The 21,730-nt window shown below is 43.7% G+C and carries 17 protein-coding genes and 1 rRNA gene; 4 read left to right on the forward strand and 14 right to left on the reverse strand.

Going from position 1 to position 21,730, the window contains the following annotated elements; genetic code table 11:
- A 16S ribosomal RNA gene (locus tag LEP1GSC050_RS17440) occupies positions 1–668 on the reverse strand; the annotation flags it as partial.
- A 1,014-nt stretch (positions 669–1,682) separates the two neighbouring features.
- On the opposite strand from LEP1GSC050_RS17440, the gene LEP1GSC050_RS17445 reads away from it, so the two are divergent.
- Complete coding sequence (locus LEP1GSC050_RS17445) at positions 1,683–3,026, forward strand: hypothetical protein (RefSeq protein WP_232225856.1); 1,344 nt, start codon at positions 1,683–1,685, stop codon at positions 3,024–3,026.
- A 110-nt stretch (positions 3,027–3,136) separates the two neighbouring features.
- Here LEP1GSC050_RS17445 and LEP1GSC050_RS17450 read toward each other — a convergent pair whose 3' ends face one another.
- The 8 genes from LEP1GSC050_RS17450 to LEP1GSC050_RS17485 form a co-directional block, all read right to left on the reverse strand.
- Positions 3,137–3,955 (reverse strand): NADH-quinone oxidoreductase subunit B family protein, encoded by an 819-nt coding sequence (locus LEP1GSC050_RS17450; protein WP_010569643.1) that lies wholly within the window; start codon positions 3,953–3,955, stop codon positions 3,137–3,139.
- Positions 3,952–5,370, reverse strand: coding sequence for a hydrogenase large subunit (locus tag LEP1GSC050_RS17455; protein WP_010569644.1), 1,419 nt, complete (start codon positions 5,368–5,370; stop codon positions 3,952–3,954). The genes LEP1GSC050_RS17450 and LEP1GSC050_RS17455 overlap by 4 nt, the downstream gene beginning before the upstream one ends.
- Positions 5,367–6,575 (reverse strand): proton-conducting transporter transmembrane domain-containing protein, encoded by a 1,209-nt coding sequence (locus LEP1GSC050_RS17460; protein ID WP_010569645.1) that lies wholly within the window; start codon positions 6,573–6,575, stop codon positions 5,367–5,369. Before LEP1GSC050_RS17460 ends, LEP1GSC050_RS17455 begins: the two co-directional genes overlap by 4 nt.
- Positions 6,572–7,183: a hypothetical protein gene (locus LEP1GSC050_RS17465; protein ID WP_010569646.1), complete on the reverse strand. Its 612-nt coding sequence runs from the start codon at positions 7,181–7,183 to the stop codon at positions 6,572–6,574. Before LEP1GSC050_RS17465 ends, LEP1GSC050_RS17460 begins: the two co-directional genes overlap by 4 nt.
- A gap of 3 nt (positions 7,184–7,186) precedes the next feature.
- The gene (locus tag LEP1GSC050_RS17470; RefSeq protein WP_010569647.1) at positions 7,187–8,074 is read right to left on the reverse strand and encodes an NADH-quinone oxidoreductase subunit H; all 888 of its coding nucleotides are present in this window, start codon (positions 8,072–8,074) and stop codon (positions 7,187–7,189) included.
- Positions 8,041–9,762, reverse strand: a complete 1,722-nt coding sequence (locus LEP1GSC050_RS17475; protein ID WP_010569648.1) for a proton-conducting transporter transmembrane domain-containing protein — start codon at positions 9,760–9,762, stop codon at positions 8,041–8,043. The genes LEP1GSC050_RS17470 and LEP1GSC050_RS17475 overlap by 34 nt, the downstream gene beginning before the upstream one ends.
- Positions 9,763–9,778: 16 nt before the next feature.
- A complete protein-coding gene (locus LEP1GSC050_RS17480) occupies positions 9,779–11,782 on the reverse strand; it encodes an alginate export family protein (protein ID WP_010569649.1) in 2,004 nt (667 codons plus the stop codon).
- 207 nt (positions 11,783–11,989) lie between these two features.
- Positions 11,990–12,973 (reverse strand): sodium-dependent bicarbonate transport family permease, encoded by a 984-nt coding sequence (locus LEP1GSC050_RS17485; RefSeq protein ID WP_010569650.1) that lies wholly within the window; start codon positions 12,971–12,973, stop codon positions 11,990–11,992.
- A 606-nt stretch (positions 12,974–13,579) separates the two neighbouring features.
- On the opposite strand from LEP1GSC050_RS17485, the gene LEP1GSC050_RS17495 reads away from it, so the two are divergent.
- Positions 13,580–15,226, forward strand: coding sequence for a helix-turn-helix domain-containing protein (locus LEP1GSC050_RS17495; protein ID WP_010569652.1), 1,647 nt, complete (start codon positions 13,580–13,582; stop codon positions 15,224–15,226).
- A gap of 5 nt (positions 15,227–15,231) precedes the next feature.
- Here LEP1GSC050_RS17495 and ychF read toward each other — a convergent pair whose 3' ends face one another.
- The 3 genes from ychF to LEP1GSC050_RS17510 all read right to left on the reverse strand — a co-directional run bounded on the left by ychF (position 15,232) and on the right by LEP1GSC050_RS17510 (position 18,069).
- The gene (gene ychF / locus LEP1GSC050_RS17500; protein WP_010569653.1) at positions 15,232–16,329 is read right to left on the reverse strand and encodes a redox-regulated ATPase YchF; all 1,098 of its coding nucleotides are present in this window, start codon (positions 16,327–16,329) and stop codon (positions 15,232–15,234) included.
- 57 nt (positions 16,330–16,386) lie between these two features.
- Positions 16,387–17,313 (reverse strand): LIC11612 family fibronectin-binding protein, encoded by a 927-nt coding sequence (locus LEP1GSC050_RS17505; protein WP_020987927.1) that lies wholly within the window; start codon positions 17,311–17,313, stop codon positions 16,387–16,389.
- 105 nt (positions 17,314–17,418) lie between these two features.
- Entirely contained in the window at positions 17,419–18,069 is a 651-nt protein-coding gene (locus tag LEP1GSC050_RS17510; protein WP_010569656.1) for a hypothetical protein, read from the reverse strand.
- Positions 18,070–18,178: 109 nt separating this feature from the next.
- Here LEP1GSC050_RS17510 and LEP1GSC050_RS17515 point away from each other — a divergent pair, with 109 nt between their 5' ends.
- Positions 18,179–19,093, forward strand: coding sequence for a UbiA-like polyprenyltransferase (locus LEP1GSC050_RS17515; protein WP_010569657.1), 915 nt, complete (start codon positions 18,179–18,181; stop codon positions 19,091–19,093).
- A gap of 18 nt (positions 19,094–19,111) precedes the next feature.
- Positions 19,112–19,750, forward strand: a complete 639-nt coding sequence (locus LEP1GSC050_RS17520) for a UbiX family flavin prenyltransferase (RefSeq protein ID WP_010569658.1) — start codon at positions 19,112–19,114, stop codon at positions 19,748–19,750.
- Between the two features lie 203 nt (positions 19,751–19,953).
- On the opposite strand, the gene LEP1GSC050_RS17525 is transcribed toward LEP1GSC050_RS17520, so the two are convergent.
- Both LEP1GSC050_RS17525 and LEP1GSC050_RS17530 read right to left on the reverse strand, forming a co-directional pair.
- The gene (locus LEP1GSC050_RS17525; RefSeq protein WP_010419292.1) at positions 19,954–20,643 is read right to left on the reverse strand and encodes a hypothetical protein; all 690 of its coding nucleotides are present in this window, start codon (positions 20,641–20,643) and stop codon (positions 19,954–19,956) included.
- A 40-nt stretch (positions 20,644–20,683) separates the two neighbouring features.
- Positions 20,684–21,730 (reverse strand): Mrp/NBP35 family ATP-binding protein, encoded by a 1,047-nt coding sequence (locus LEP1GSC050_RS17530; RefSeq protein ID WP_010569659.1) that lies wholly within the window; start codon positions 21,728–21,730, stop codon positions 20,684–20,686.

The raw sequence follows: 21,730 nt of genomic DNA on the forward strand, positions 1-21,730 counted from the left end.
ACACCTGGAATTCCACTTGCCTCTCCCCCCCAAAACTCCCAGACTTGTAGTTTCAAGTGCAGGGCCACGGGGTTGAGCCCGCAGTTTTCACACCTGACTTACAAAATCCGCCTACGCACCCTTTACGCCCAATGATTCCGAACAACGCTTGCACCCATACGTATTACCGCGGCTGCTGGCACGTAGTTTAGCCGGTGCTTTAGGCAGGTACCATCATCACATTGCTGCTTATTTTTCCCTGCTTAATGAACTTTACAATCCGAAGACCTTCTTCGTTCACGCGGCGTCGCTGCTTCAGGGTTTCCCCCATTGAGCAAGATTCTTAACTGCTGCCTCCCGTAGGAGTATGGACCGTGTCTCAGTTCCATTGTGGCCGGACACCCTCTCAGGCCGGCTACCGATCGTCGCCTTGGTGAGCCATTACCTCACCAACTAGCTAATCGGCCGCGGGCTCATCTCCAAGCAATAAATCTTTACCTATCAGATCCTGTGATCCAGTAGGACTATCCGGTATTAGCTTTCCTTTCGGAAAGTTATCCCAGACTCGGAGGAAGATTACCCACGTGTTACTCACCCGTTCGCCGCTAGGTATTGCTACCCCGCTCGACTTGCATGTTTAAGACGCGCCGCCAGCGTTAGTTCTGAGCCAGGATCAAACTCTCCGTGTTGATATCACCCTTGCGGGCAATATTAAATTAGAGCGTCTATCTGGTGACCGGGTATCAAACCGGTCTATTCCGGAACTGAAAACCTTATTTCAGGTTTCGCTGGAATTGTGTTTTTTCGGGTTCAGAATGATTCAGGTCGAATCATCCTAAATGCGATCAATCTCTCTCAAGATCAATCGCGGGTCACGCTACTCTATTCGTTTTCAAAGAACTTCTACTTCCCTCAAGCACTCTCCCTCTCGGGCGCCTCTCTCAGGTGCGTTATCCACAATAATTACGTCTCCACACAGGTCAATACCTTTTTGTATTTTTTAACCAAACAACAAAATAATAAAAGTCTCTAATTTGAAAAAGGAACGGTGAATCGGAGGAACAATTTTCACTATATAATACTATGTCTCATTAAATTCGTTATTATTTCATTCAAACTAATGTGGGTCTCTTATTTTATTGAAAATCAAATGCTATTAGCGCGTGAAGATCTACTTAAGAATTATTAATTAACAATTTTGTAAAAAGAGAATAAACCCCGTATCCTACTTATTTGTAGAAGAAGACCGTTTACCGGACAGTTATATTTCTTCGATTCGCTGTCGTTACGAAAGAAACGGAACGGCACGAAAAGAATGGATAAGCCGATTCGCATTATCTAATTTAATAACGTAATCGAAGAATTATTTTTTCAGTCGTTTTTGTAACGGCACTTTTAAGTTTTCACAAGGATGTAAACCCTATTCTACTAAAGATTGATTTTGCTTTGAGGTAGATTAACCGATATAATTCGGCGTGACAATACGACTCGACTCCTTAAATTTACACGGGGTTAAGGCCTAACTTACTAGCCGCAAATATATTGGTACTAAGAAAACCTCGTGCGAATTTTTTTCGAGATGATAATCGAGCAAATTGTTAAAATTGAGTAAAGGTCCAAGGAGTTCAACATTGAATCCAGCGAATGAATACATAGATCGCTATTTGGAGGAAAATATTCTGCAATCGGAGACGATTCGTCGGATGAGACACGTGATTAAGGAATTTAGTCTTCGGGCTCCGAAAGTATTGGTTACAAAGTGTATTGACGGTCGAGTGCATGGAAGTAAGCTAAAAGGATATCCCGCGACTACGATCCGTTTCGGAAGAACGGATGGTAATATTGTATCACCTAGTCTAAATAATTTCTGGTTCTGGAATCGAATCGATAGAGTCGTTAACGACGCTGCCTGTAATACGCCTAAAACACCCGCATTATTCATCGCTTATATGCACAGATCCGATATTCCAGGCCTAGGCTGTGCTGCTCATAATGGAAACGACGAGGCAGCAAGAGATGCCGTTCGAGAGCAAACTGCCGCCATTCGCAATATATTTTCACGGGAACAATTATATGTTATAGAAGGGATTACGAATACGGACGTGATGGCCGAAACCCTCGTTTTTGAGGACGGAACCGAAGTCGATACGCAAGCTCTCATTTCGGATTTCGGATTGAACGAACCTACGGAAGTTTTTCATCGATCCTTTTTGAAGTATCCGATTAAAGATCCGGCGATTTCACAAAATGTCGACTACCGAACCCCGGAAGAATTATTTTCAGGTAAGTTTGCGGCATTTTTCGACGAATATCAAACTTCTCTCTCGATGAAATCGTTTTTGATCCGGGAAGTTGCTGCGATCGTTTCTACGGGAGAATTTTCCACGCAAAAATTGATTCAGCCGGATCTTCTGAATGCGGTCCTACATAAGTTATCCCAAGTCAAGGACCTCCCTCATTCTTTACTTGCTCCATTGCTATATCAAACGCTTTGGAATATCTCATATTCGTCGTACCAAAAAAGGAAACTTTCGAGGTTGGATGCTGAAGAGAGATGGAAACATCTGGACCATGCGGAAGAGATTATCTGTTACGGAGACGGTTTTGAATTATTGCAGCGAAACAAAGCGGTCCTCGTTAAGACCGGGAGAGGAGACGATACCAATGCTCTCTCGGTTGCTAAGAAAGTTTTAGAAAAGAATCGTCATAAGGAAATTAAGCCCTACCCGATTATCGTTCATTTAAACGTGGAGAATTCGGGTGAACTTAGGATTTGGGAAGATTTTAACGAGAATATTTCCTCTCGGATGAATACGATGCTTCGAAATGTTGAAGAGGTTTTCGTTGACCAAGAACTCGTAATTTTAACAACCTACTCTTATAGAGATCAGAAGAGATTTTATCCCGTTCATACGAAAGTCGATCCTAGAATATCATATCCCGTGAATGTATTATTAGGTATCAATAGTGAGGATCAATTTTCATCAATCGGTTTAAAAACGAAAGAGGCATTGTATTCTGCGGAAAGGATTCCTTCGATTGCATGATTTTTTTCCGAATAGTCTTAGAATAAAAAAACTTTCCGTCTGTTTTATAACGGAAAGTAGTCGAATTCGAAAGTCGTCGGAAATATAGTTTCAAATGGTTTTTGTTCTAATTAAGCGTTCTTTTTTGATTCCATGAACTTGCTAAGTTCGTCCCGGAAGGAATATTTTTTAGTACCCATGAGGTAACGAAAGGCGCTGATCATAACGTCTGGTCTAGGAGGATCTCCTGCTATAAAAAGGTCGGGCTCTTTCGGTAGTTTACCTCTTGTAAAAAGACCTCCGGAGACTGCTTCGGTTCCGCAAGCGATGAGTGCTTTTGTTTCCGGCATGGTGTCCCATGCTATTAGGAGGGGTGTTTCCATGTTAACTCCTACAGGCCCGGCATATACCAAAGCGTCGGCATGCTTGGGAGAAGCGACGACTCTCACCATACTCGCTTCGCTATCGAAGACGGCGTTAAAGCTTGCATTGATTTCCGCTTCGGTCGAATTGTTTCCGCTGGCAGCGACTTCCCTGTACTGAAATCCTGTGTTCTTAGTGATCTTTCTGAATTCCTTAGCGTTTCCGGAAAGGGTTTCGGAATACTCGGCAGGAATTCCATCTATATAAGAAACGACTAATGCGTTTCGATCTACCGAATAGACATGGATGAATCCTGAGTTTTCTATCTTATCGTCCGGACAAGCCTCGGCACAAAGTCCGCATTGTAGACAGGCTCCGTAATCGAAGACGATTTCCTTCGCGGATTTAATTTGGACGGCCTTAGTCGGACAAACTTTTTCGCAGGCCTTGCAATCCAAGCAGGAGGTCCCCTTTTTGAAATTAGGGACTGGAATCCCTCGTGCATTCGGGTTGGTCGGCTGGACTTTTTTAAAGTCCATATTCTTGGCCGGTTTGAAAATATTGAGAACTTCGTATAATAGTTTCATAGATCTACGCCTACATAACTGAGGTTGAAGGATTTGTTATTTAAGGGGAAGTCTCCTATATTCTCCCCTCTTACGGCAAGTTCTAGCGCGTGCCAGTTCACCACGGACGGATCTCTCACATACGCATCCAGAATCGAGCCCGAAGAATCCAGGCTAATGGCGACCAAAACGGGACCTCTCCATCCTTCGGCAGAACCGAAATAAAGTCCCGATTTCGGTTTAGAGACTTTAGATTTCGCTAATGCGCCCGCGGCTTTCGGGAATTCGATTAACAAAGGAATCGCTTTTTCCAACCACTCTCCGCTGTTCTTCAACTCTTCGTAGCGAAGATAGAATCTGGACCACGCGTCTCCTCTCATCTGCCCCGAATCTAAAGTAAGATTCAAAGGCTCCGGAGTAAGCGAATAAGAAGAGTCGTGCAAGCGAAGGTCTCTGGATAATCCGGTGCACTTTTCGACCATTCCCACAAACCCGAGATTCTTAATCTGCTTTTGGTGAACGATACCGCAAGCTTGCAGCCTTTCCCGATTGGTGGATTTTTCGGAGGCTCTTTCGAAATGAGCGGCCACGTCTGCGGTAACGTTTACGATTCTCTTGGATAGATCCGCTAAGAACTCGGGTGTGATTTGCTTTTTCAAACGGACCTTCCCGGGAGAAAGAGCTCCGCGACCGAATCGATTTCCGGTAAGGGCTTCCATTACGCCTAGAGGAACTCCCCTTTGCATAGAGCAGACTCCCTGCAACGGATAATACCCGATGTCCCCCGCAATCGCGCCTAAGTCTCCGATATGGATCGCGATTCTTTCGATTTCCAAAAGAACCGCTCTCGCGAAATTAATTTCCTGAGGAACCTGAATGCTATGCGCTTCTTCAAAAGCTTTGCTAAACGCAATATCATAGGCGATCGTAGAGTCGCCGGAAATCGCTTCGGCATACGGAGCAATCGAATCCTTGTCCAGACCTTTCATCATTTCTACGAGTCCGCGCTTCTGAAATCCTAGACGAATATCTAGGTTCTGAATTTCTTCCCCTTCCACAATGAACCTAAAATGCCCCGGTTCTATGACTCCGGCATGAATCGGGCCGACAGCGTGGCTATAAAAAGAAGCAGGAACGGGAACATTAATGCCGCGATAAACTAGATCCTTGATTCCCGCCTTGGTAACGAATCGTTCTAAAAGAAATTTTCTTTCCTGCGAAAGATATTTTTCGAAATCGATGGAGGAATAATCTTCCGCTCCTTGATCGGTTCCTAGGCTATGTCTGAGAATCCAAATCGGATTTGCAGCGTCTTCTATAATGCTTTTCTCATTTGCTTTGGGAAGAACTTCGTGTTCTATTCCGTGATTGGTAAGCCAAAAGCGATGCGTTTGTTTGGTTTCTTTGCTCTGAAAGATTCCGGTAACAGTCCTCATAAAACCCCCTGGACTAATAAGAAGAACCCCCAACACCCGGTGCCGAGTAGAAGGAGGAGCAGGAAGAATCCGTTCGTCATTCGGATACGCAAGATCGTCGAATTTTCCTTCTGGAAGGGTCGCCCTTTTAGGTTTAATAAAGGTGCGATTTTATACAGCATGACCCCGAAGAAAACGAGACCTAAGATAGGGACTAGAATAACTAAACCCTTTCCTCCGATTTGTCCCGCTTTGATCAGAATGATATCGTTCACAAAGACCGGAGAACCCGGCATCACAAACGCCAGAAACAGGGCCAAAATAAAGAGGGATAACGCAGGTTTGTTAATAGAATCGGATTGTAGAATCTTACCGAGCTCCCTTTTGCCTGCGTCCATTCTGACTATTCCCATACTGATGAATAAAAGGGACTTAACGACTAAGTTCGAGGCCATGACGAAGTAAAACACCACGTCGCTCAGATCCATCCAAAGGATCACGGCAAGTGCGCCGATATGGAATAGCGCCGCTTTTGCGGAGATCCTACGGATATCGTTCCTGTCATAAACGGCAAAGATACTGATTAGAATCGTAACGATCCCTAATACCAACAATCCGTCCGCACCGCTGAATGTGTGAGGAAAGAGTTGATGATCCATATGCACGAAAGGACGAAGCGCAAAACAAACCGAAACCGGTATGAATGCGGATAAAAGAGAGGACACTTGCGTTGGACTCTCTCCGTACGTGTCTTCGATCCAAACATGATTCGGAAATAGACCTAGCTTAGCGGTGTAGCCGAAGATGGCTAACCAAAGACCTACCTCTACCCAAATGATTTCGGGATGATCGGAAACATTCGCCGCAAGGACTTCCACCGGTTGGTTGATTACATGGAAGGCTGCGAGAATCAAAACGATTCCGAGGAAAGCGATACCTAAACCGAAGGAGTTGATCAGTAGAAATTTCCAAGCGATAGGAAAAGATTTCGAAGTTCTACTGGATGAGATGAGTAAAGAACCTACGAATGTAGTAGCTTCGATGAGAACCCATTGAAGCGTAGTGTCTCGTTCTCCCCAGGCGGCGAAATTCAAGCCTGCGCATAAGATGAGTAATACGGACCAAAACGGAAGATCGGATTGATTGCGAGTGGGTGCGAGAACATAGGTTAAGAAAATCAGTATGAATACTGCAAACCCGATCCCGTATAAGATTTCTAAACTCATGCGGATGTTTCCTCCTTTCCTTTCTCGCTGTTGATTCGTAAGGCGGCGCCGGCACCGATAATCAGAACTGCGTCGATGAAGGAGCCGAATTCGCTACCGATCGGAACTCCCGATTTTAAGATCAACGTGAGTAGGAAGGTTCCGTTTTCAAAAATACTGAAGCAAGCAAACACTCCGAACCAATTCCGTCTTACTACGAATCCCACGATACCCACATAGATGAGTAATAAAACGAATAGAAACGCATACTGATGACTCTTTCCGAAAAAGTTCGAGATCATTCCCATGAAAGTATAACTGATCGCCGCTCCTGCGAACAAAAGAGCTAACGTCGGCAGATACCCTACTTTAGGATATGTGGATTCTGCGGAATTCGTTCTTCTCGCAGTCCAATACAGAATTGCAGGCGTTAGTAGTCCTTTAAATACGACCACCATCAAAGCTAAAAATACCGAATGGAAAGTATCTCCGCCCTCTTCCTGATACAATGGAATTAATAATAAAAATCCCTGGACACCGATCAGTATTACGAGTCGCTTTAAACGGTTTTCCAGGAGTGCGACCACTCCCGTTAAGAGAATAATAAGATAACTAAAATCTGTCACCATGGTTTATCCTAACTTGAGCAATATGCCCAAGATCAACATGAAGATGAAGTTCAATCCCAGAAGTTCCGGAATCCAAACCCATTTTCTGCGAGTGCTATTCGATTCCCAATATCCGATCAAAGCAGATAGAAGCAAAGCCCCACCGGTTGCTGTGAGTTCACGTATCAAAGGATTCGAAATCAAGTTCAGAAAAATTTCTATATGTTCCAAACCTAGCTTTGTAAGAAGAAGAAGTAACGACGCCGTCTTAAGCTGGTGAGCCAACTCAAAAAGGGCTCTCGTTCTTCCGGAAGCTTCTAAAAGCATCGCTTCGTGCACCATGGTAAGTTCCAAGTGAGTGCGAGGGTCATCGAAAGGAGGTTTTGCAAGATCCGACAATACGATTAACAACGCTCCGAAGAAGAATAGAATTCCAAACGAGAGGTTTGCGAAATTCGCCTGAAAGACCAAGTTGGACTCGAAGACGACTAAAACCAAAATGAGAATCGGTTCCGCTAAGACGTATAAAAGAGTTTCTCTTGCAGCCCCCATTCCGCCGAAAGAAGTCCCGTTTTCAACGGCATAGGAAACCGTTGCGAACCGAATCATCCCGATCAAAAATGGAACGAGCAAAAGTGAAGCCCATTCGAAGGTGATGAGGGACCAAAGAGCCACCCCGAAAGTGAACGCGAATATCGCAGCGCTTTCCGTAAAGAATCCGGAGAACGGCCCGTCGATAGGATATTTGCGAATCATTCGAATGGTATCGTATAGGATCTGTAAGACCGGAGCTCCTCTCCGTCCCTGTCCATAAGCGCGGATCTTCTGAACGATTCCTCCGCAAAGAAATGGAAGCAGGAGGAAGGAAATAACGCGGATTAATGCATCCACTGAGAAATAATTTGCTTCCATATATCCCCCTCGGCCAATCGGACCGCGATGATCACGACCAATATAGCCAATACTGTTAACGACGAATAGGTTAAGTTGATCGAGATGGTCTCGTCGTCCGCTCCGACGATCTTCGCCTTCGCTGCACCTAAAAGTTTGATGATTATCCGAATAAACCCTTTGTCAAAGAGCGAAGTCCCCTCTTTATCGACGAAATATCTTCCTAAGGGAGACACTAAAGGATCCGAGACCGCTGCGGGACCGATGGCGACTTCTGCGCCTCCGAACTGTCCTCCGCAGTCCCAAAGTTTTCTTTGTTTGATTCTATGTCTAAAACCTAAAACTCCGACTGAAAGTAATAAGGTTAGCCCTACTATATCCAGTATTCCAAGGCCCCTAAACCATTCCGCTTCCAGCCAATCGACTTTGATTGCTACGTAATTGACTAGAGCTAAAATCAGAATCGGCGCGATGAAGACGAGTCCGCCGATGAATCCGAGAGAAATCGTTATCGGTAAATTTTGACCGTGATCCTCGAAGTTTCTTCTGGGTCTGGATAACGAAAGTCCCAAGAATAATCTCAGGTGGGATGCGGCTCCTAATGCAAGTCCTGTGCTGACTAAAATCAAAAGCGGAAGAACCAAGAGAGCGCTAGTCCCCGGGACCGCAACCACTGCGGATAACAATTTGATAAACGTAGCTTCGGATAAGAAGCCGGTCGTTCCCGGAATCGCAAGAAAGCTCAAAGTTCCGATTGCGGCAAGAAACGTGGGTATATGACTCACTCTTCCAACACCGGTGCTTTGATCCACTCCCGAAGCTCCCGATAATTTAGAAAGGTATCCGAAATAAAGGAACTGAAACGTCTTACTGATGCTATGATGCACGAGAGAAATCAAAAACAGCACGCCGAACGCCTTACTCAATAATCTTAATCCTTCCGTCTCGCTCGATTGCCAATATCCGGCAAGTAGGATGCTCAACCATAAAAGGTTCATATTCTCCACCGTGCTATACGCGATGGACTTTTTGATTTCCTTGGTAAAGAGAGCGGTCATTCCCGCCCACAAGACTCCGATAGCGGCTAACGGAATCAAAATGGTCGCATAGAAAGTTCCCGGAAGAAGCGGTAACGCAAACTTCCCAAACAAAATCAGAGGTAGGTTCACGAGCAACCCCGAGTATGCGGCAGACGCATGAGCAGGAGCTCCTGAATGGGCTTCCGGTAACCAAAAATGAACTCCAAAAAAAGCGGACTTTATTAGCAATCCCGCAATTAAGAAAAAGAGTCCGATCGCGGGATCGGAGGCAAAGATCCAGAACGTAAAACAAAAAGCTCCGATTCCTCCCGCCGAAACTAAAGCCACAAAACTTCTTATCGAAGAATCGGTCCACCTTCCTCCTAAGTACAAGAGAAACGCGCTAACCGTGGACAACTCCCAGAAAAGAATCAGCCAAAGACTTTTGCCTACAAGGTAGCAAAGTCCAGTGCTTAAGAAAAAAACCGCATAGCCCAACAGAACCAGCGGTTTCTTCTCTTTTTCATAACCGCTTACGTAGAGAGATATCGGTATTCCCAACGCAGCCTGGAGCGTTAGTCCGATCAAGATCGAACTATCCGCTCCAAGAAAATCCACTCCTAACACCCTTCCTATTAGAAAGGGCACTAAAAGCGATGCCGCAACCGCAAGATAGGCAAGTATCGTCATATTGCTCCTAATTCAATTAGAACGCCGCATTAAACTGCATGTAAAACATTCTCGCTTGAGATGCCGCACCTGCAGGACCGTAAACCGACGGAGTGTTTAAATGATTTAAAACTGCCGTCGAAGTAAGTGAAATAGATCCGTCACTCGCAACCGTATACGTATACAATGCATTTCTCTGATTTTTAACCGCACTTCCGGCGGAAAGGAATCCCGCACCAATCCAAAGAGAAACGTAGTCGTTTAACATATACATCCAAGCGATATCGAATTCGTTATATATATTCTTTCCTAGTTTTCCGAGAGTGTAAACTGTTTGTCCATTGGCATTCGTTACGCCGGTATTTGCTTCGGTGCTGAAGCCGGTGTTCGCAGTTCCGTTAATCGCATACCAAGCATCTTGAACCTGAGCCTTGTCGTTCACGAAGTAGGACACGAAGAACGTTCCATATTCGTTCGATTTATAGGACACATGGACCGATTTACTGATTAAGTTCTTCGTATCGATATTCTCGGATAACCCTGCAACGTTATTGAAATACGGAATTACCCCGAACCGAGGATTCGCGATGGTTTGGAATGTCGAATTGCTTGCGCTAGCACGATTATGATTTCCTGAAGCATACTGATATTGAACGCCGAAACGCAACTTTTCAAAGAAGGTATATCCGGTTTGCAAAACCAAAAATTCTCCGGAATACTTTTGATTCTTAGTACCTGCTACGCTGCCGTTATAAGTGACTCCGTTAACGGTTAAAGGAAGGGTCACATCCTGGCCTGCGACCAAGTTATCCACTCTAACGCCCGTCGCTCCCGACTGCCATGCGCTCTCTAATGTCCAATCCCAACCTCCCCAGGGTCCTGTGGCAGGAAGGTTGTTATTTGCAGTCCGATTGGATATTCTGAATCCGGTAGTGATTAGATTATTCTGCTGCTTATTCCAAGCATTAGGCGTTAGATCGGCTCCTGCTGCCGAAGGAACGGTCAACGTGCCTGCCGGCGAAATAGGCGTCTTGTGAGTTAATACTCCTAAGGAATAAATATCCACTAAGAACCAATCTTTTGCTTTTACGGTATTATAAGTTCCGACTAAATACTGGTCAGGCTGCCCCTGATTCGTTACCGTTTTTCCTGTTACAGGGTCGGTATAGGTGATAGGCGCATTCGCAGATAAGACGCTATTTACCCCGTTAGCATTGGAGACTAATTTATAGCCGAAAAGATGAACGTTGAACCAGTCTTGATCGAACATAACCCGCGCTCCATCATAAGAAAGGCCGTTAATCGTCCAGTTGGCCCCGCCTATCATTCGTTGATCTCCGTAAGAAGGAATTTGACGACCGATTTGAACCTTGGCATTCATAGGCAGTTTTTTAATCATAAACCAGGCTTCACGAATGGAAGTCTGCCCGGCAGTATTATTCGAGGGTTGTCCCGGAACCACTGTCGTACCGGTACTTGCAAATGTGTTTGCCCGAGTGTCACCCACTGCAGCCGGCGTTTCCCCTCCCCAAATTCTCGCATCCTGAATGTTTACTTTCATCGAAAAATAAGGACTAGGATCGAAAATGAAAAAGAGCTGTGTTGTCTGCATGATTCTCGAGGTATCACCTTTATTCGCCTTATCGAATGAAAGGTTTTCCCGATCTTCATATCGAGGTCGTATATACGCTCCAACGCGGATCCAGTCGTTTAACCAGGCCTTTTTTCGATTCAGGAATTTTTTTCCTAATTCCGGATCGAGAAAGATAGCTCTATTATAATCTCCGGTTAAACCGCCGGCTTTCATAGGCGAGACATAAGTGTCTTCATCCGAATTGGCGGTCGTTTGAGCAGGAGTTGCAGTTATCAGCCCCGCATTTACCGGCGCGGTGGCTGGGGTAGATGCAGGGTGATTGGGTGCCGTAGTCGCTGGCTTTTCTTGTCCAAAGACCCCGGACACGACAGTAGTAAGGATTAGAAAGATAATAACGTTTTTTGAAAATTGAGTCGATTTATTTTTTGCAGAGTTGGGAACTTTCATTTGCTTCCTCCGAGTTTCATTTTTACCGGATTTCCCTCCGGACTTTACTTATCACTCCCGTCCATTGTTTTTAAAATGACGGAACTCGCGCACCTTGCTGAATACATTGGCGCTGAATCCGGCTTTGCTAAGCAAAGCCGGAAGGTCGCCTCATTTCTTTATCTTTAATCTTTATCTATTTTGTTTAAAGATAATCACTTAAGTCCGTTATGCTCCGAGCACCGTCTTTACTAAGTAATAGTAAAGAGGGATACCCGCGATAATATTAATCGGGAAGACGATCGATAATGCAACCGTGAGATAAATACTCGGGTTTGCATCCGGAATCGATCCTTTCATTGCTGCAGGAACGGCAATGTAAGAGGCAGAGGCGCATAATATGACGAACATAAATGCGTCGCCTAATGGCATTCCGATAATTTTAACGAGAACTATACCTAAAGATACGTTGATTGCCATGATAATCAACGTTGCAAGAATCAAGAACGAACCGACATGGGCCAGTTCTTTGAATCGTTTTGCGGCGGAAATTCCCATATCAAGAAGGAATAGAGTCAAGATTCCTTGGAATAAATTTTCGGAGAATGGTGATTCTTTCTTCCATCCGGATTCGCCGGTAAAGTAACCCACGAATAAAGAGCCTAACAGCAGATAAATGGAATATCCAAAGAAAGCCTCATGCAGCAAATGTTTCCAAGAGAACCCGTTTTTTCCCGCGCCCTCAGCTTTCGTGCGTCCGATCCTATCCATTAAAACTGCGATAACGATCGCGGGGGATTCCATCAACGCCATTCCTGCGACGATAAATCCGCCAAATTCTTGGCCAACGTTGTGCAGGAACGCGCCTGCGGTAACGAAGGTAACCGCGCTAATCGAACCGAAAGACCCCGCTAAAGCAGCGGCGTTTGGACGGTCTAGCTTAATTTTTAAGATGTAATACGCATAAATCGGAACTAGGGTCGCCATAAAAGAGCACCCTAGGAGAACGAAGAAATGCTCCTGAGTAAACGGGGTCTTATACAGCTCGTGCCCACCCTTGAACCCGATGGAGAACAGCAAAAACATTGAGAAGAACTTTCCAATCTGATCCGGAATAACTAGATCCGATTTAAAAAGAACCGCTCCCATACCCAGGAAGAAAAACAATACCGGGGGGTTAAGGATGTTCTCTATAACGGCATGAAAATCCATAAAATCTCCTTTGAATTCTCGGGTAATTTAGAGGTCGAATATTCGCGAACGTTTTGCATTCAGCTCTTTCGATTTCCCCCTCACCCGAGAAGGATTATGTATAACATAACCTTCCAAACTTATAAATTTGGACACCAAAAAAAATCTAAAATAGCAAAAAATGAAAGTTATTTCAGCATACTCGATTTGCTGCTGCAATAACCAGCAGTCTGTCTCTTTTTTAGATATAAGGTGTCAATTTGTCGGAAATATTCAAGGAATAGATTAATTTAAGCTCTAGATTTGGGTAGTTTTTAACTCTTACTATCCAATTTTTAAGAATTGGGGATGCTCCTCACGAGGCTGATGGATTGAGTAAACCGGGTTGTAGGAACTAAGACAGCCCCTCCGTCGCCTAAAATTATACATTCCAAGATTATAATCATGGATTGATTCAAAAAGAAATTTCGGAATCATAATTCCGGATAAAAATCAATCCTCTTAAGAAGGTCCTAAAAATAAAAAATGGAATGACTGGGAAAGATAATTGCTTATACTTTTTACTGTTCTTATTGGTAAATTAAGTTAGCCTGACATGGAACCTTAAGTAAGGAAGACTGTAAAAACGTGAATTGGAAAAGAGGAATAAAGCTAAAAGATATAGGACATATTACTTTATGGATCTCTTTTCTACTTTTCTTTACGACGATCTTTTTCATCGGCCCGCTCCTTTCGAATCCGGTAATCAAAGGAGCAGATACTGTTCTGCTAAAATTGAATTCTCCGTCTGAAAATATCAGTTCCAAAATCGAATATAGATACCGAGGATTTCAGTTTCGGCATTGTAAGGTCGAAACGATTGAGACCCTAAGTCGTATGGAATGGCATCATAACGGCTCGGAAGTTGTGAGAGTCAAAAGAAATCCGACTGGAAATTGGCTGCGATTTAGATTGGCTAATACTGGAGAAGAGCCGATTTTTAGAACTCTGGTTCTCGGTTGGTTAAACGTTCCTGATGCCGAACTCTGCTCGCTCGATAGTAACGGTAAATTCGAGGCAGGCTTTGCGGGATACGACATCGATCCGCTATGGAATGATCTGATCTCCCCGCCTCCGCATTTTAACATACGTTTGCAACCGCAAGAAGAGCGGACTTTTTATCTTTATGTTCTCTCCAACGAGGATATCAATTATCCGGTCCGTTTGCTTCCCGAAAAAGACTACATGGTAGTTGTTAGATTACGATCGGTGATTTTTGTTACGATGGGATTCGTACTGCTTTTGTCCTTGGGTTATAACGGATTCCATTTTTTTAAAACGCGAAAACCTCTTTTTTTAGCGTTACCGTTTCACTTATTTTCCCTGGCTGCTACTTTGTATTTCCTGCACGGAAAGGAATTTGCTTCAATTGTTGGAAACGAGAATAACCTATTTCGCCATAATTATTTCTTATTTCTAGGTATAACTCATATCGCCTTCTTTCTTTATTTGGCCGCCTGGGACATGGAGGATAATGGGAACGTTTATAGATCGCCTTTATTTTGGATAGTCTGCTTAACAGGGATCTTATACCCTTTAATTCCTTTATATCAATTCTGGTACGATCACAGGATTCTCATATTGGTAGCAAATTACGGTTTAATGATACTTTATTTCGGCAAAACGCATATATCTCTCGTACGACCTCGATCCGTATACGATTTGTTTTTTATTTCCGTTTGGGGGATTTTCCTTCTTCTCGATTTATATAAGACTATTTTCCATTTTGATTTTTATCCCTACAATCGTATTGCCGTTTTCGGCGTTTTGTATTTCATTCCGTTTTTGACTGCGTTCGTCTCCTTACTTTCTCGGGAAATTATTCGAAGGCGCGAAGAAGGAGAAGGGTCTGCAAGAAAATCACATCTCGCATCCTTGGATATAAATCATTTCGTACAACGAATTCGGCAACTCCTAGAATCGGAAAAAATCTTTCTCACTAAATCTTTAAAAGAAGAGCATGTGGCTCGCGAGTTAGGAATCACGATCCATCAACTTTCAGAATTGATTAATACTGAATTTAAAACCAGCTTCCCTTCCTTGATCAATCAGTATCGAGTTGAGGAAGCTAAAAATCTTTTAATGGAATTACCCGAGGAAAATACGACCGAAATTGGATCAAGGGCGGGATTCAGCTCTCGATCTGCATTTTATCTTGAATTTAAAAAATTAACGGGAACAAACCCGAATTCTTTCCGGAAGGATATGCTTGCGGATAAGGTTCAGGCGGGCTAAAAGAATTACGCGTTAACCCGAAAATAGATTACATCGCCGTCTTGAACTACATATTCTTTTCCTTCCAAGCGAAGCTTGCCCTCTTCTTTTACTTTTGCGGGGCTTCCCGTCCTATCTAAATCTTCGAATTTCATTACTTCGGCTCTAATGAATCCTTTTTCAAAATCAGTATGAATAACTGAGGCCGCGATCGGCGCCGTACTCCCTATGTCGGTGGTCCAAGCTCTTACTTCCTGCTCACCCGCGGTGAAGAAAGTCGCAAGACCTAAGAGTTTGTATGCGGAATGAATCATTCTATCGAGCCCGCTTTCGGTTTCTCCGATTTCGGTTAAAAATTCCAGTTGCTCGCTTCGAGATAGGCCGGAAATCTCTTCCTCAAATTTTCCGCAAAGCGTTACCACTTCGGCGCCTTCTTCCTCTGCCATTTTCTTTATTGCCACGACAAGAGGATTGTCCTTTTGAGCCGCCGTTTTATCGCTGATATTAGCGACATACATCACAGGCTTGGACGTAATAAGATTAAACGTTTTAACGATCTTTCTCTCTTCAGGCTTGATTTCCGCCAAACGAGCGGGTTTTCCGGCTCTCAAGGCACTGAGAATTTTCTCCAAGATTGCAGTGGCTTCGACGGCTTCTTTATTACCTGCCTTGGCATTTCTCGCGATTTTCTGTTGTTGCTTTTCGGCGGATTCCAAATCTGCAAAAATAAGTTCTAAGGTAACCACCTGAGCATCTTCGACTGGATCGATTTTACCGTGAACATGGGTGACATTATCGTCCTCGAAGGCTCTAACCACGTGGCAGATAGCGTCCACCTCTCGAATATGAGACAGGAATTTGTTTCCAAGACCTTCTCCCTGGCTGGCCCCTTTTACGAGTCCTGCGATATCCACGAATTCCATAATGGCCGGAACGGTTTTTTGAGGAATGTATAATTCGGCGAGTCTATTCAGACGCGGATCAGGAACTTCCACGATACCTTTATTCGGTTCGATTGTACAGAAGGGATAATTTTGCATTTCTGCCCCGGCTTTCGTAAGGGCGTTAAAGATCGTGGATTTTCCTACATTGGGAAGTCCTACGATTCCACAGTTGAGACTCATGGAGTCAATCTAGTCGAGGCATGAAATCTGTAAATTCGTTTGTGAAGGAAGGCAATCCTAGTTTGATTCTAGAATCCAGGATTTATTCGAATCGGATGAATTCAAGGTATATGATTCCTCGGAAATTCGAATCATTTTCCCATTTCTAAAAAACAATTCAAGCACGCTTATCTTTAATGAGTTCGGATTAGCGCCGCAACCGAAACTATATTCTCCTTCAAAGAATCGAAGCGGGCTTGAATAGGATAGTAAAGTCACTGCCGGTAAGTCCCCCAAAAGAATAGGACGTAACGAATGAATTTCCCCGGCGATTATATTCGGAGCGTCTATCGAAAGTTGGTTAGGATCCTGCACTAATAAGAAATGAAGATCCTCTTCCCGCTTCACAAGTGAAATTTGAGATTGAAATTCTTCTTTCCAAGACGCCGTTCCAGGGGTTTTGAAAACGGTTAATGCCGGAGAGTAGAATAGAAACTTCAAGCCGGCGACGGATTTGCTAACGGCGATCACCGGCGATTTATCGGAATTCGGTTTTTTTTCTCTTTTTCCATTCGCTTGATTGGATGGATTCTCTTTTTGTTTTACTTCTTTTTTTGCCTTCTTGGTTTTCCTACGCTTTATCGGTTTTGCGGTAGATTCTGTCGATTGCGGTTCCTTTTCTATCGTGTCGGTCGTTTTTACTTTGTCGGATACCGGTTTATCATTTATTGAAATAGTTTGATCGCCAGGAAACAGTATTTCAAATCCTATTTCTTGGCGAAGTCTTTCCAATTCGGGAGAGTTTTTAGGAAGCTGCGGAACGGATGCGATTAAAAATGAACCCCCGCCTTCCTCCTGCTTTCTTTTTTTATACGCTTTGTACCATAGAGATAGATTTCGTTCCCACACTTTCGAATATGGACCTTCTTTTTCAGGATGCGAGCAATAAACGACGATTCCTATCGGAGAATCCTTTCTCGCGGCGGAGACTCCTTGCGAGCGCAAATTGTCCGTTCCGATAGTTGATGTGAATGAAAGAACAATTATAAATGATAACTTCGACAATCCGCGTAAATTCATAGAAGTGTAAAATAATTTTTCATTCACTCTTTAGGAATTTATAGGAACTAAATTTCTAAGTGTCTCGAAGAATTTCGAGAAAAATATAGATTCCTTTTCCCGAAAGTAATCGGTTCGTTCGGTAAATTTCGGATCATTATCATGCAGATGAAAATTCATTTCCTGTAAATGAGTTTCCTCTTCTTTGATGATGCTTTTCAGGGAAATTCCACTTTCGCCCGAACTCAATACCTGCTCATATTCTTCGTAAACGAGTCCGGCCCTCTCTTCAATTAACTTTGTAACATAAAGATAACATAGAAGTTTCCGTTTTCCACGAGAGAACGTTTCGGAAGTTAAGGAACGATTTACTACAGAATCTAATCTTTGGAAATATATCACCGCGGAATTTCCTGCCAGCAAAGAAGCCGGTTCATAGCCTGAAAATTCTTCTGATCCGATCCTAAGAGTAAGTTTTTTAAAAAAAGCCGCGTGCCTGGCTTCTTCGGATGCATGTCGTAAGACCATTTCTGAAATGGAATTCCCGGTCTGCGAGGCATGGATTTTTCGAGCGCCGATATGCTCGAGAAGTGAAAGTGTATTTAGCCATTTTGCATGGATCGAAGGAATTTTTTCAATGTCTTCCAAAACGGATCGAATTTCGGTCCGGTTGACCCGAGTTCTTACTTTGACACTTTGCATTGAAGCCATATCTCCGAGCATTTACGCTTCGATGAAAAAATCACCTATTTTCGAATAGAAAAATAAAAAACTGCTTCCTTGACGGATAGGTTTTATCATTTTGAATGGGATGGTTTCTTCAGTATTAGAGACGTTTGGAAAGTACGGAAGATTTGTAAAATTTTCCCACACATTATTTGCGCTACCCTTTGCGGGTATTTCTTGCATTCTTGCTTTTTTAAAAACGCCTGGCGTCACCCTTAGCGAATGGGGAATCAAATTCTTTTGGGTTCTCATTTGTATGATAGGTGCGAGAAGCGCGGCGATGGGTTTCAATCGTTGGGTGGACGGCAGATTCGATATCAAAAATCCGAGAACGGCAAATCGGGAAATTCCGGCCGGTCAGATTTCGGATGTTGCTGCAGTCTTATTTATCATTCTATCTTCGTTCGTTTTTTTTATAGGGAGCTGGTTTTTAAATCCTTTAGCCTTTGCCCTTGCTTTCCCGACATTGTTTTTACTTTTAACTTATTCTTATACGAAGAGATTCACGTTTCTTTGCCATTTCTATTTGGGAGCTTCGATAGGATTGGCTCCTCTCGCTACCTGGGTGGCTTTACGCCAGGAGTTTGTGTGGGAGCCGGTTTTTTGGACAATAGGCCTAGCCTTTAATCTTTCCGGTTTCGATATTTTGTATGCTCTACAGGACGAATCTTTTGATAAGAAGGAAGGTTTGCAATCCGTGCCCGCACGTTTCGGACGAAATGCTTCGCTATGGATTTCCAGGATTTCTCATCTTCTTTCCTTACTTTTCTTGGCATGGGCAGGAATTGCCTCAGGGCTTTCCGGTATTTTTTGGCTTTTTTGGGTCGCAACGGGGGCGCTAATGATATGCGAGCAGTGGATTGCAATTAAATACAGGGACGGTATTTTCCCTCCTGCATTTTATGGAATTCATTCCTGGATCTCCTTGGTTTTATTCTTGGGAATTTTGACGGAAAAAATTCCGGAAATTCAAACAGCGATTCGTAATGTTTCTCTATAAGAATTTCGTAGTCGGAAAATGGAATTGAATCCTCATACGAATACTAAGCTAATCGTCGCGATGGCAGGGGCTAGCGGATCTATCTATGCGACTCGATTCATTCGTGCACTGATGGAGTTGGAAGGCGAGAGTTGGTTTGTGGCAAGTCCTGCTGCGATTCGAGTGTTTCAGGAGGAATATGAGACGAAGGTCTCCTCTTCGAAGGAGATTTTAGACTTCATTGAAGAGTGCTGGAAACCGACCGTTAGACATAACTTCAAAATTCGAAATCACAAAGACGTCGGCGCCGATATCGCGTCAGGTTCGAATACTTGGGACGGAATGGTTATAGTACCATGTTCGATGAAAACCGTAGCCTCGATTCGATCCGGAATTACGGATAATCTAATCGAGCGAGCGGCGGACGTCAGTCTTAAAGAGAGAAGAAAATTAATTTTAGTGCCTCGCGAGACTCCTTATAATAGAATTCATTTGCAGAATATGATCGACCTTCATGATGCAGGTGCGATTTTGCTACCCGCTTCCCCCGGATTCTATCAAATTCCTAAGACCTTGGATGACCTAGGCGATTTTATGGCGACTCGTATTTTCCGGCTGTTGGGAATCAATATGGATTTATATCCTCGATGGAATCCGAATCCGGATATCGAGTCCTAAAAATGCAATCAGATTTTATAATATTATCTTCTTCGTTTTTTCGGGAAGGGATATTAAAATTCGAAAGAATTAGCGAAACCGTTTAATCACAAATGCCGCCATCTATAAGGATGAATTCTCGGAGCTCGAAAAAGGCCGATACAATTACCAGATGGAAGGTTCCGAGAAATAGAGACCTAACCGCCTAATTATAAAATACAGGCTCAGGAATTGACGGATTCTATCTGTTGAATTCGTTTATTCAATGACGAAGCGTCTTCGTATCGCTCATACGAAATGGCATTAAACTTCTGCAGATATAAACCTATCAGTTCTTCGCCGGTCTGGCCAGGCATTTCAAGCGCTTTCCTGAAATTATGTAGATCGAATTCCGGGTGTTTTCCTGCGAAATTCTCCACCAACTTCTCCATATGTAAGAGAGAAGCTTCGCGGGCGATTCCGCTAGATCTCCGCACTTTCAAAGAAAGATTTGCTAACGAATCCAGGTAATCGCGTACTCCCTCAGGTTCCTTATCGTTAGCAGGAAAGGAATTTCCTTCACGATTCTTACAAAGTTCGACGTAGCGAATGACTACATTTTCGAAATGATCCATTCTTTCTTTGATATAAGAATTCGAATCTTCCTGCTCAGTAGGCATTTCAAAGTCTTTGATTTTAACGACGTCATACTTGTCGTAATTATCTGAGATGATGCGCTTCAGATCGTCGTAGCTGTCGAGTGAAACGGGTGGGAAGGTCACTACAGGAAAATTCTCTCCAATCCGCAGAAAACTAACTACGACATTGGATGCGATGATCTTACCGCCCGGATACAGAGGATTCTCCCCTACTACATTACAGTAGACGATGAGGTTTCCAGATGGGTTCTTTTCGGAGCCTTTCTCAAACTTCACAGTTTCCTTTCTCCTGTAATAACAGACTGACGATCGACGCTCATTCCCACTTTTTTATCTCTTCACTAAGATTTTCTAGAATGTTTTTGTACGCTTGAGCAACTTGGCCGTCAGGCTCTTGAAAGACAAGCGGCTTTCCGGATTCACTTGCGTTCATTAGATCCATCGTAAGCGGGATTCCGCCTAAGAATTTTGCATCGAGCGCGTCCGCCAATTTTTGACCGCCACCTTTCGAGAAGATAGGCGAAGAATGGCCACAATTCGGACACACAAATTCACTCATATTCTCTACTACGCCTAAAATAGGCACTTTCACTTGTTGAAACATTGCGGCGGCACGATTGGCATCTAGTAATGCGACCGATTGAGGAGTGGTAACCAAGACGACCCCGTCCAAATCGATCAATTGGGCTAACGACAATTGAACATCACCTGTACCAGGGGGAAGATCGATAAAAAGAAAATCCAACCCACCCCAAACAATATCGTAAAGAAATTGTTCGACTGCTTTTCCGAGCATCGGTCCTCTCCAGACGACCGGCTGCTTTTCATCGATCAGAAAGGAGAAGGATATGATTTTTAGACCGTCTTTTTCTAGAGGATAGATTTTATCTTCTTCGGCTTTTAATGCTACCCTGCCGTTAATTCCGAACATTTTTCCGATGGATGGACCGTAGATATCGGCGTCCATAACCCCGACCTTATATCCTAAGGCGGCTGCAGTCGCAGCCAAATTAACAGTGACTGTGGATTTTCCGACGCCTCCCTTTCCGGAGCCGACGGCGATCACCTTTTTTACTCCAACGATTTTATTTGAATCGTCTAGTTGGAACTTAGGATCGACTTCGAACTTTATCTTTATTTTTCCGATTCCTTCTTTCTTAGAGAGAGTTTGACGGATCTGTGCTTCCAATCCGATTTGAATACGTCTATCTTGGCTCGGAGTTTTTACTAGGATATTCGTTTCGTCCTCATCAATTTCTAAGGAAGCGATCATTCCTAAGGAAACGATGTCCTTCTTCAACTCGGGATGCTTGATCTTGGTTAGTTCACGTTGGATTTCGATTGGTTCGATTTTTCCGGCCAT

The organism is Leptospira broomii serovar Hurstbridge str. 5399 (assembly GCF_000243715.2).
Lineage (GTDB): Bacteria > Spirochaetota > Leptospiria > Leptospirales > Leptospiraceae > Leptospira_B > Leptospira_B broomii.

What these genes read in the sequence shown, in the direction of transcription:
- LEP1GSC050_RS17480 (WP_010569649.1), bottom strand. Translation starts at nt 11,782, where the DNA reads ATGAAAGTTCCCAACTCTGCAAAAAATAAATCGACTCAATTTTCAAAA.
- LEP1GSC050_RS17465 (WP_010569646.1), bottom strand. Translation starts at nt 7,183, where the DNA reads ATGGTGACAGATTTTAGTTATCTTATTATTCTCTTAACGGGAGTGGTC.
- LEP1GSC050_RS17460 (WP_010569645.1), bottom strand. Translation starts at nt 6,575, where the DNA reads ATGAGTTTAGAAATCTTATACGGGATCGGGTTTGCAGTATTCATACTG.
- LEP1GSC050_RS17450 (WP_010569643.1), bottom strand. Translation starts at nt 3,955, where the DNA reads ATGAAACTATTATACGAAGTTCTCAATATTTTCAAACCGGCCAAGAAT.
- LEP1GSC050_RS17515 (WP_010569657.1), top strand. Translation starts at nt 18,179, where the DNA reads ATGGTTTCTTCAGTATTAGAGACGTTTGGAAAGTACGGAAGATTTGTA.
- LEP1GSC050_RS17455 (WP_010569644.1), bottom strand. Translation starts at nt 5,370, where the DNA reads ATGAGGACTGTTACCGGAATCTTTCAGAGCAAAGAAACCAAACAAACG.
- LEP1GSC050_RS17475 (WP_010569648.1), bottom strand. Translation starts at nt 9,762, where the DNA reads ATGACGATACTTGCCTATCTTGCGGTTGCGGCATCGCTTTTAGTGCCC.
- LEP1GSC050_RS17510 (WP_010569656.1), bottom strand. Translation starts at nt 18,069, where the DNA reads ATGCAAAGTGTCAAAGTAAGAACTCGGGTCAACCGGACCGAAATTCGA.
- LEP1GSC050_RS17470 (WP_010569647.1), bottom strand. Translation starts at nt 8,074, where the DNA reads ATGGAAGCAAATTATTTCTCAGTGGATGCATTAATCCGCGTTATTTCC.
- LEP1GSC050_RS17520 (WP_010569658.1), top strand. Translation starts at nt 19,112, where the DNA reads ATGGAATTGAATCCTCATACGAATACTAAGCTAATCGTCGCGATGGCA.
- LEP1GSC050_RS17530 (WP_010569659.1), bottom strand. Translation starts at nt 21,730, where the DNA reads ATGGCCGGAAAAATCGAACCAATCGAAATCCAACGTGAACTAACCAAG.
- LEP1GSC050_RS17445 (WP_232225856.1), top strand. Translation starts at nt 1,683, where the DNA reads ATGAGACACGTGATTAAGGAATTTAGTCTTCGGGCTCCGAAAGTATTG.
- LEP1GSC050_RS17485 (WP_010569650.1), bottom strand. Translation starts at nt 12,973, where the DNA reads ATGGATTTTCATGCCGTTATAGAGAACATCCTTAACCCCCCGGTATTG.
- ychF (WP_010569653.1), bottom strand. Translation starts at nt 16,329, where the DNA reads ATGAGTCTCAACTGTGGAATCGTAGGACTTCCCAATGTAGGAAAATCC.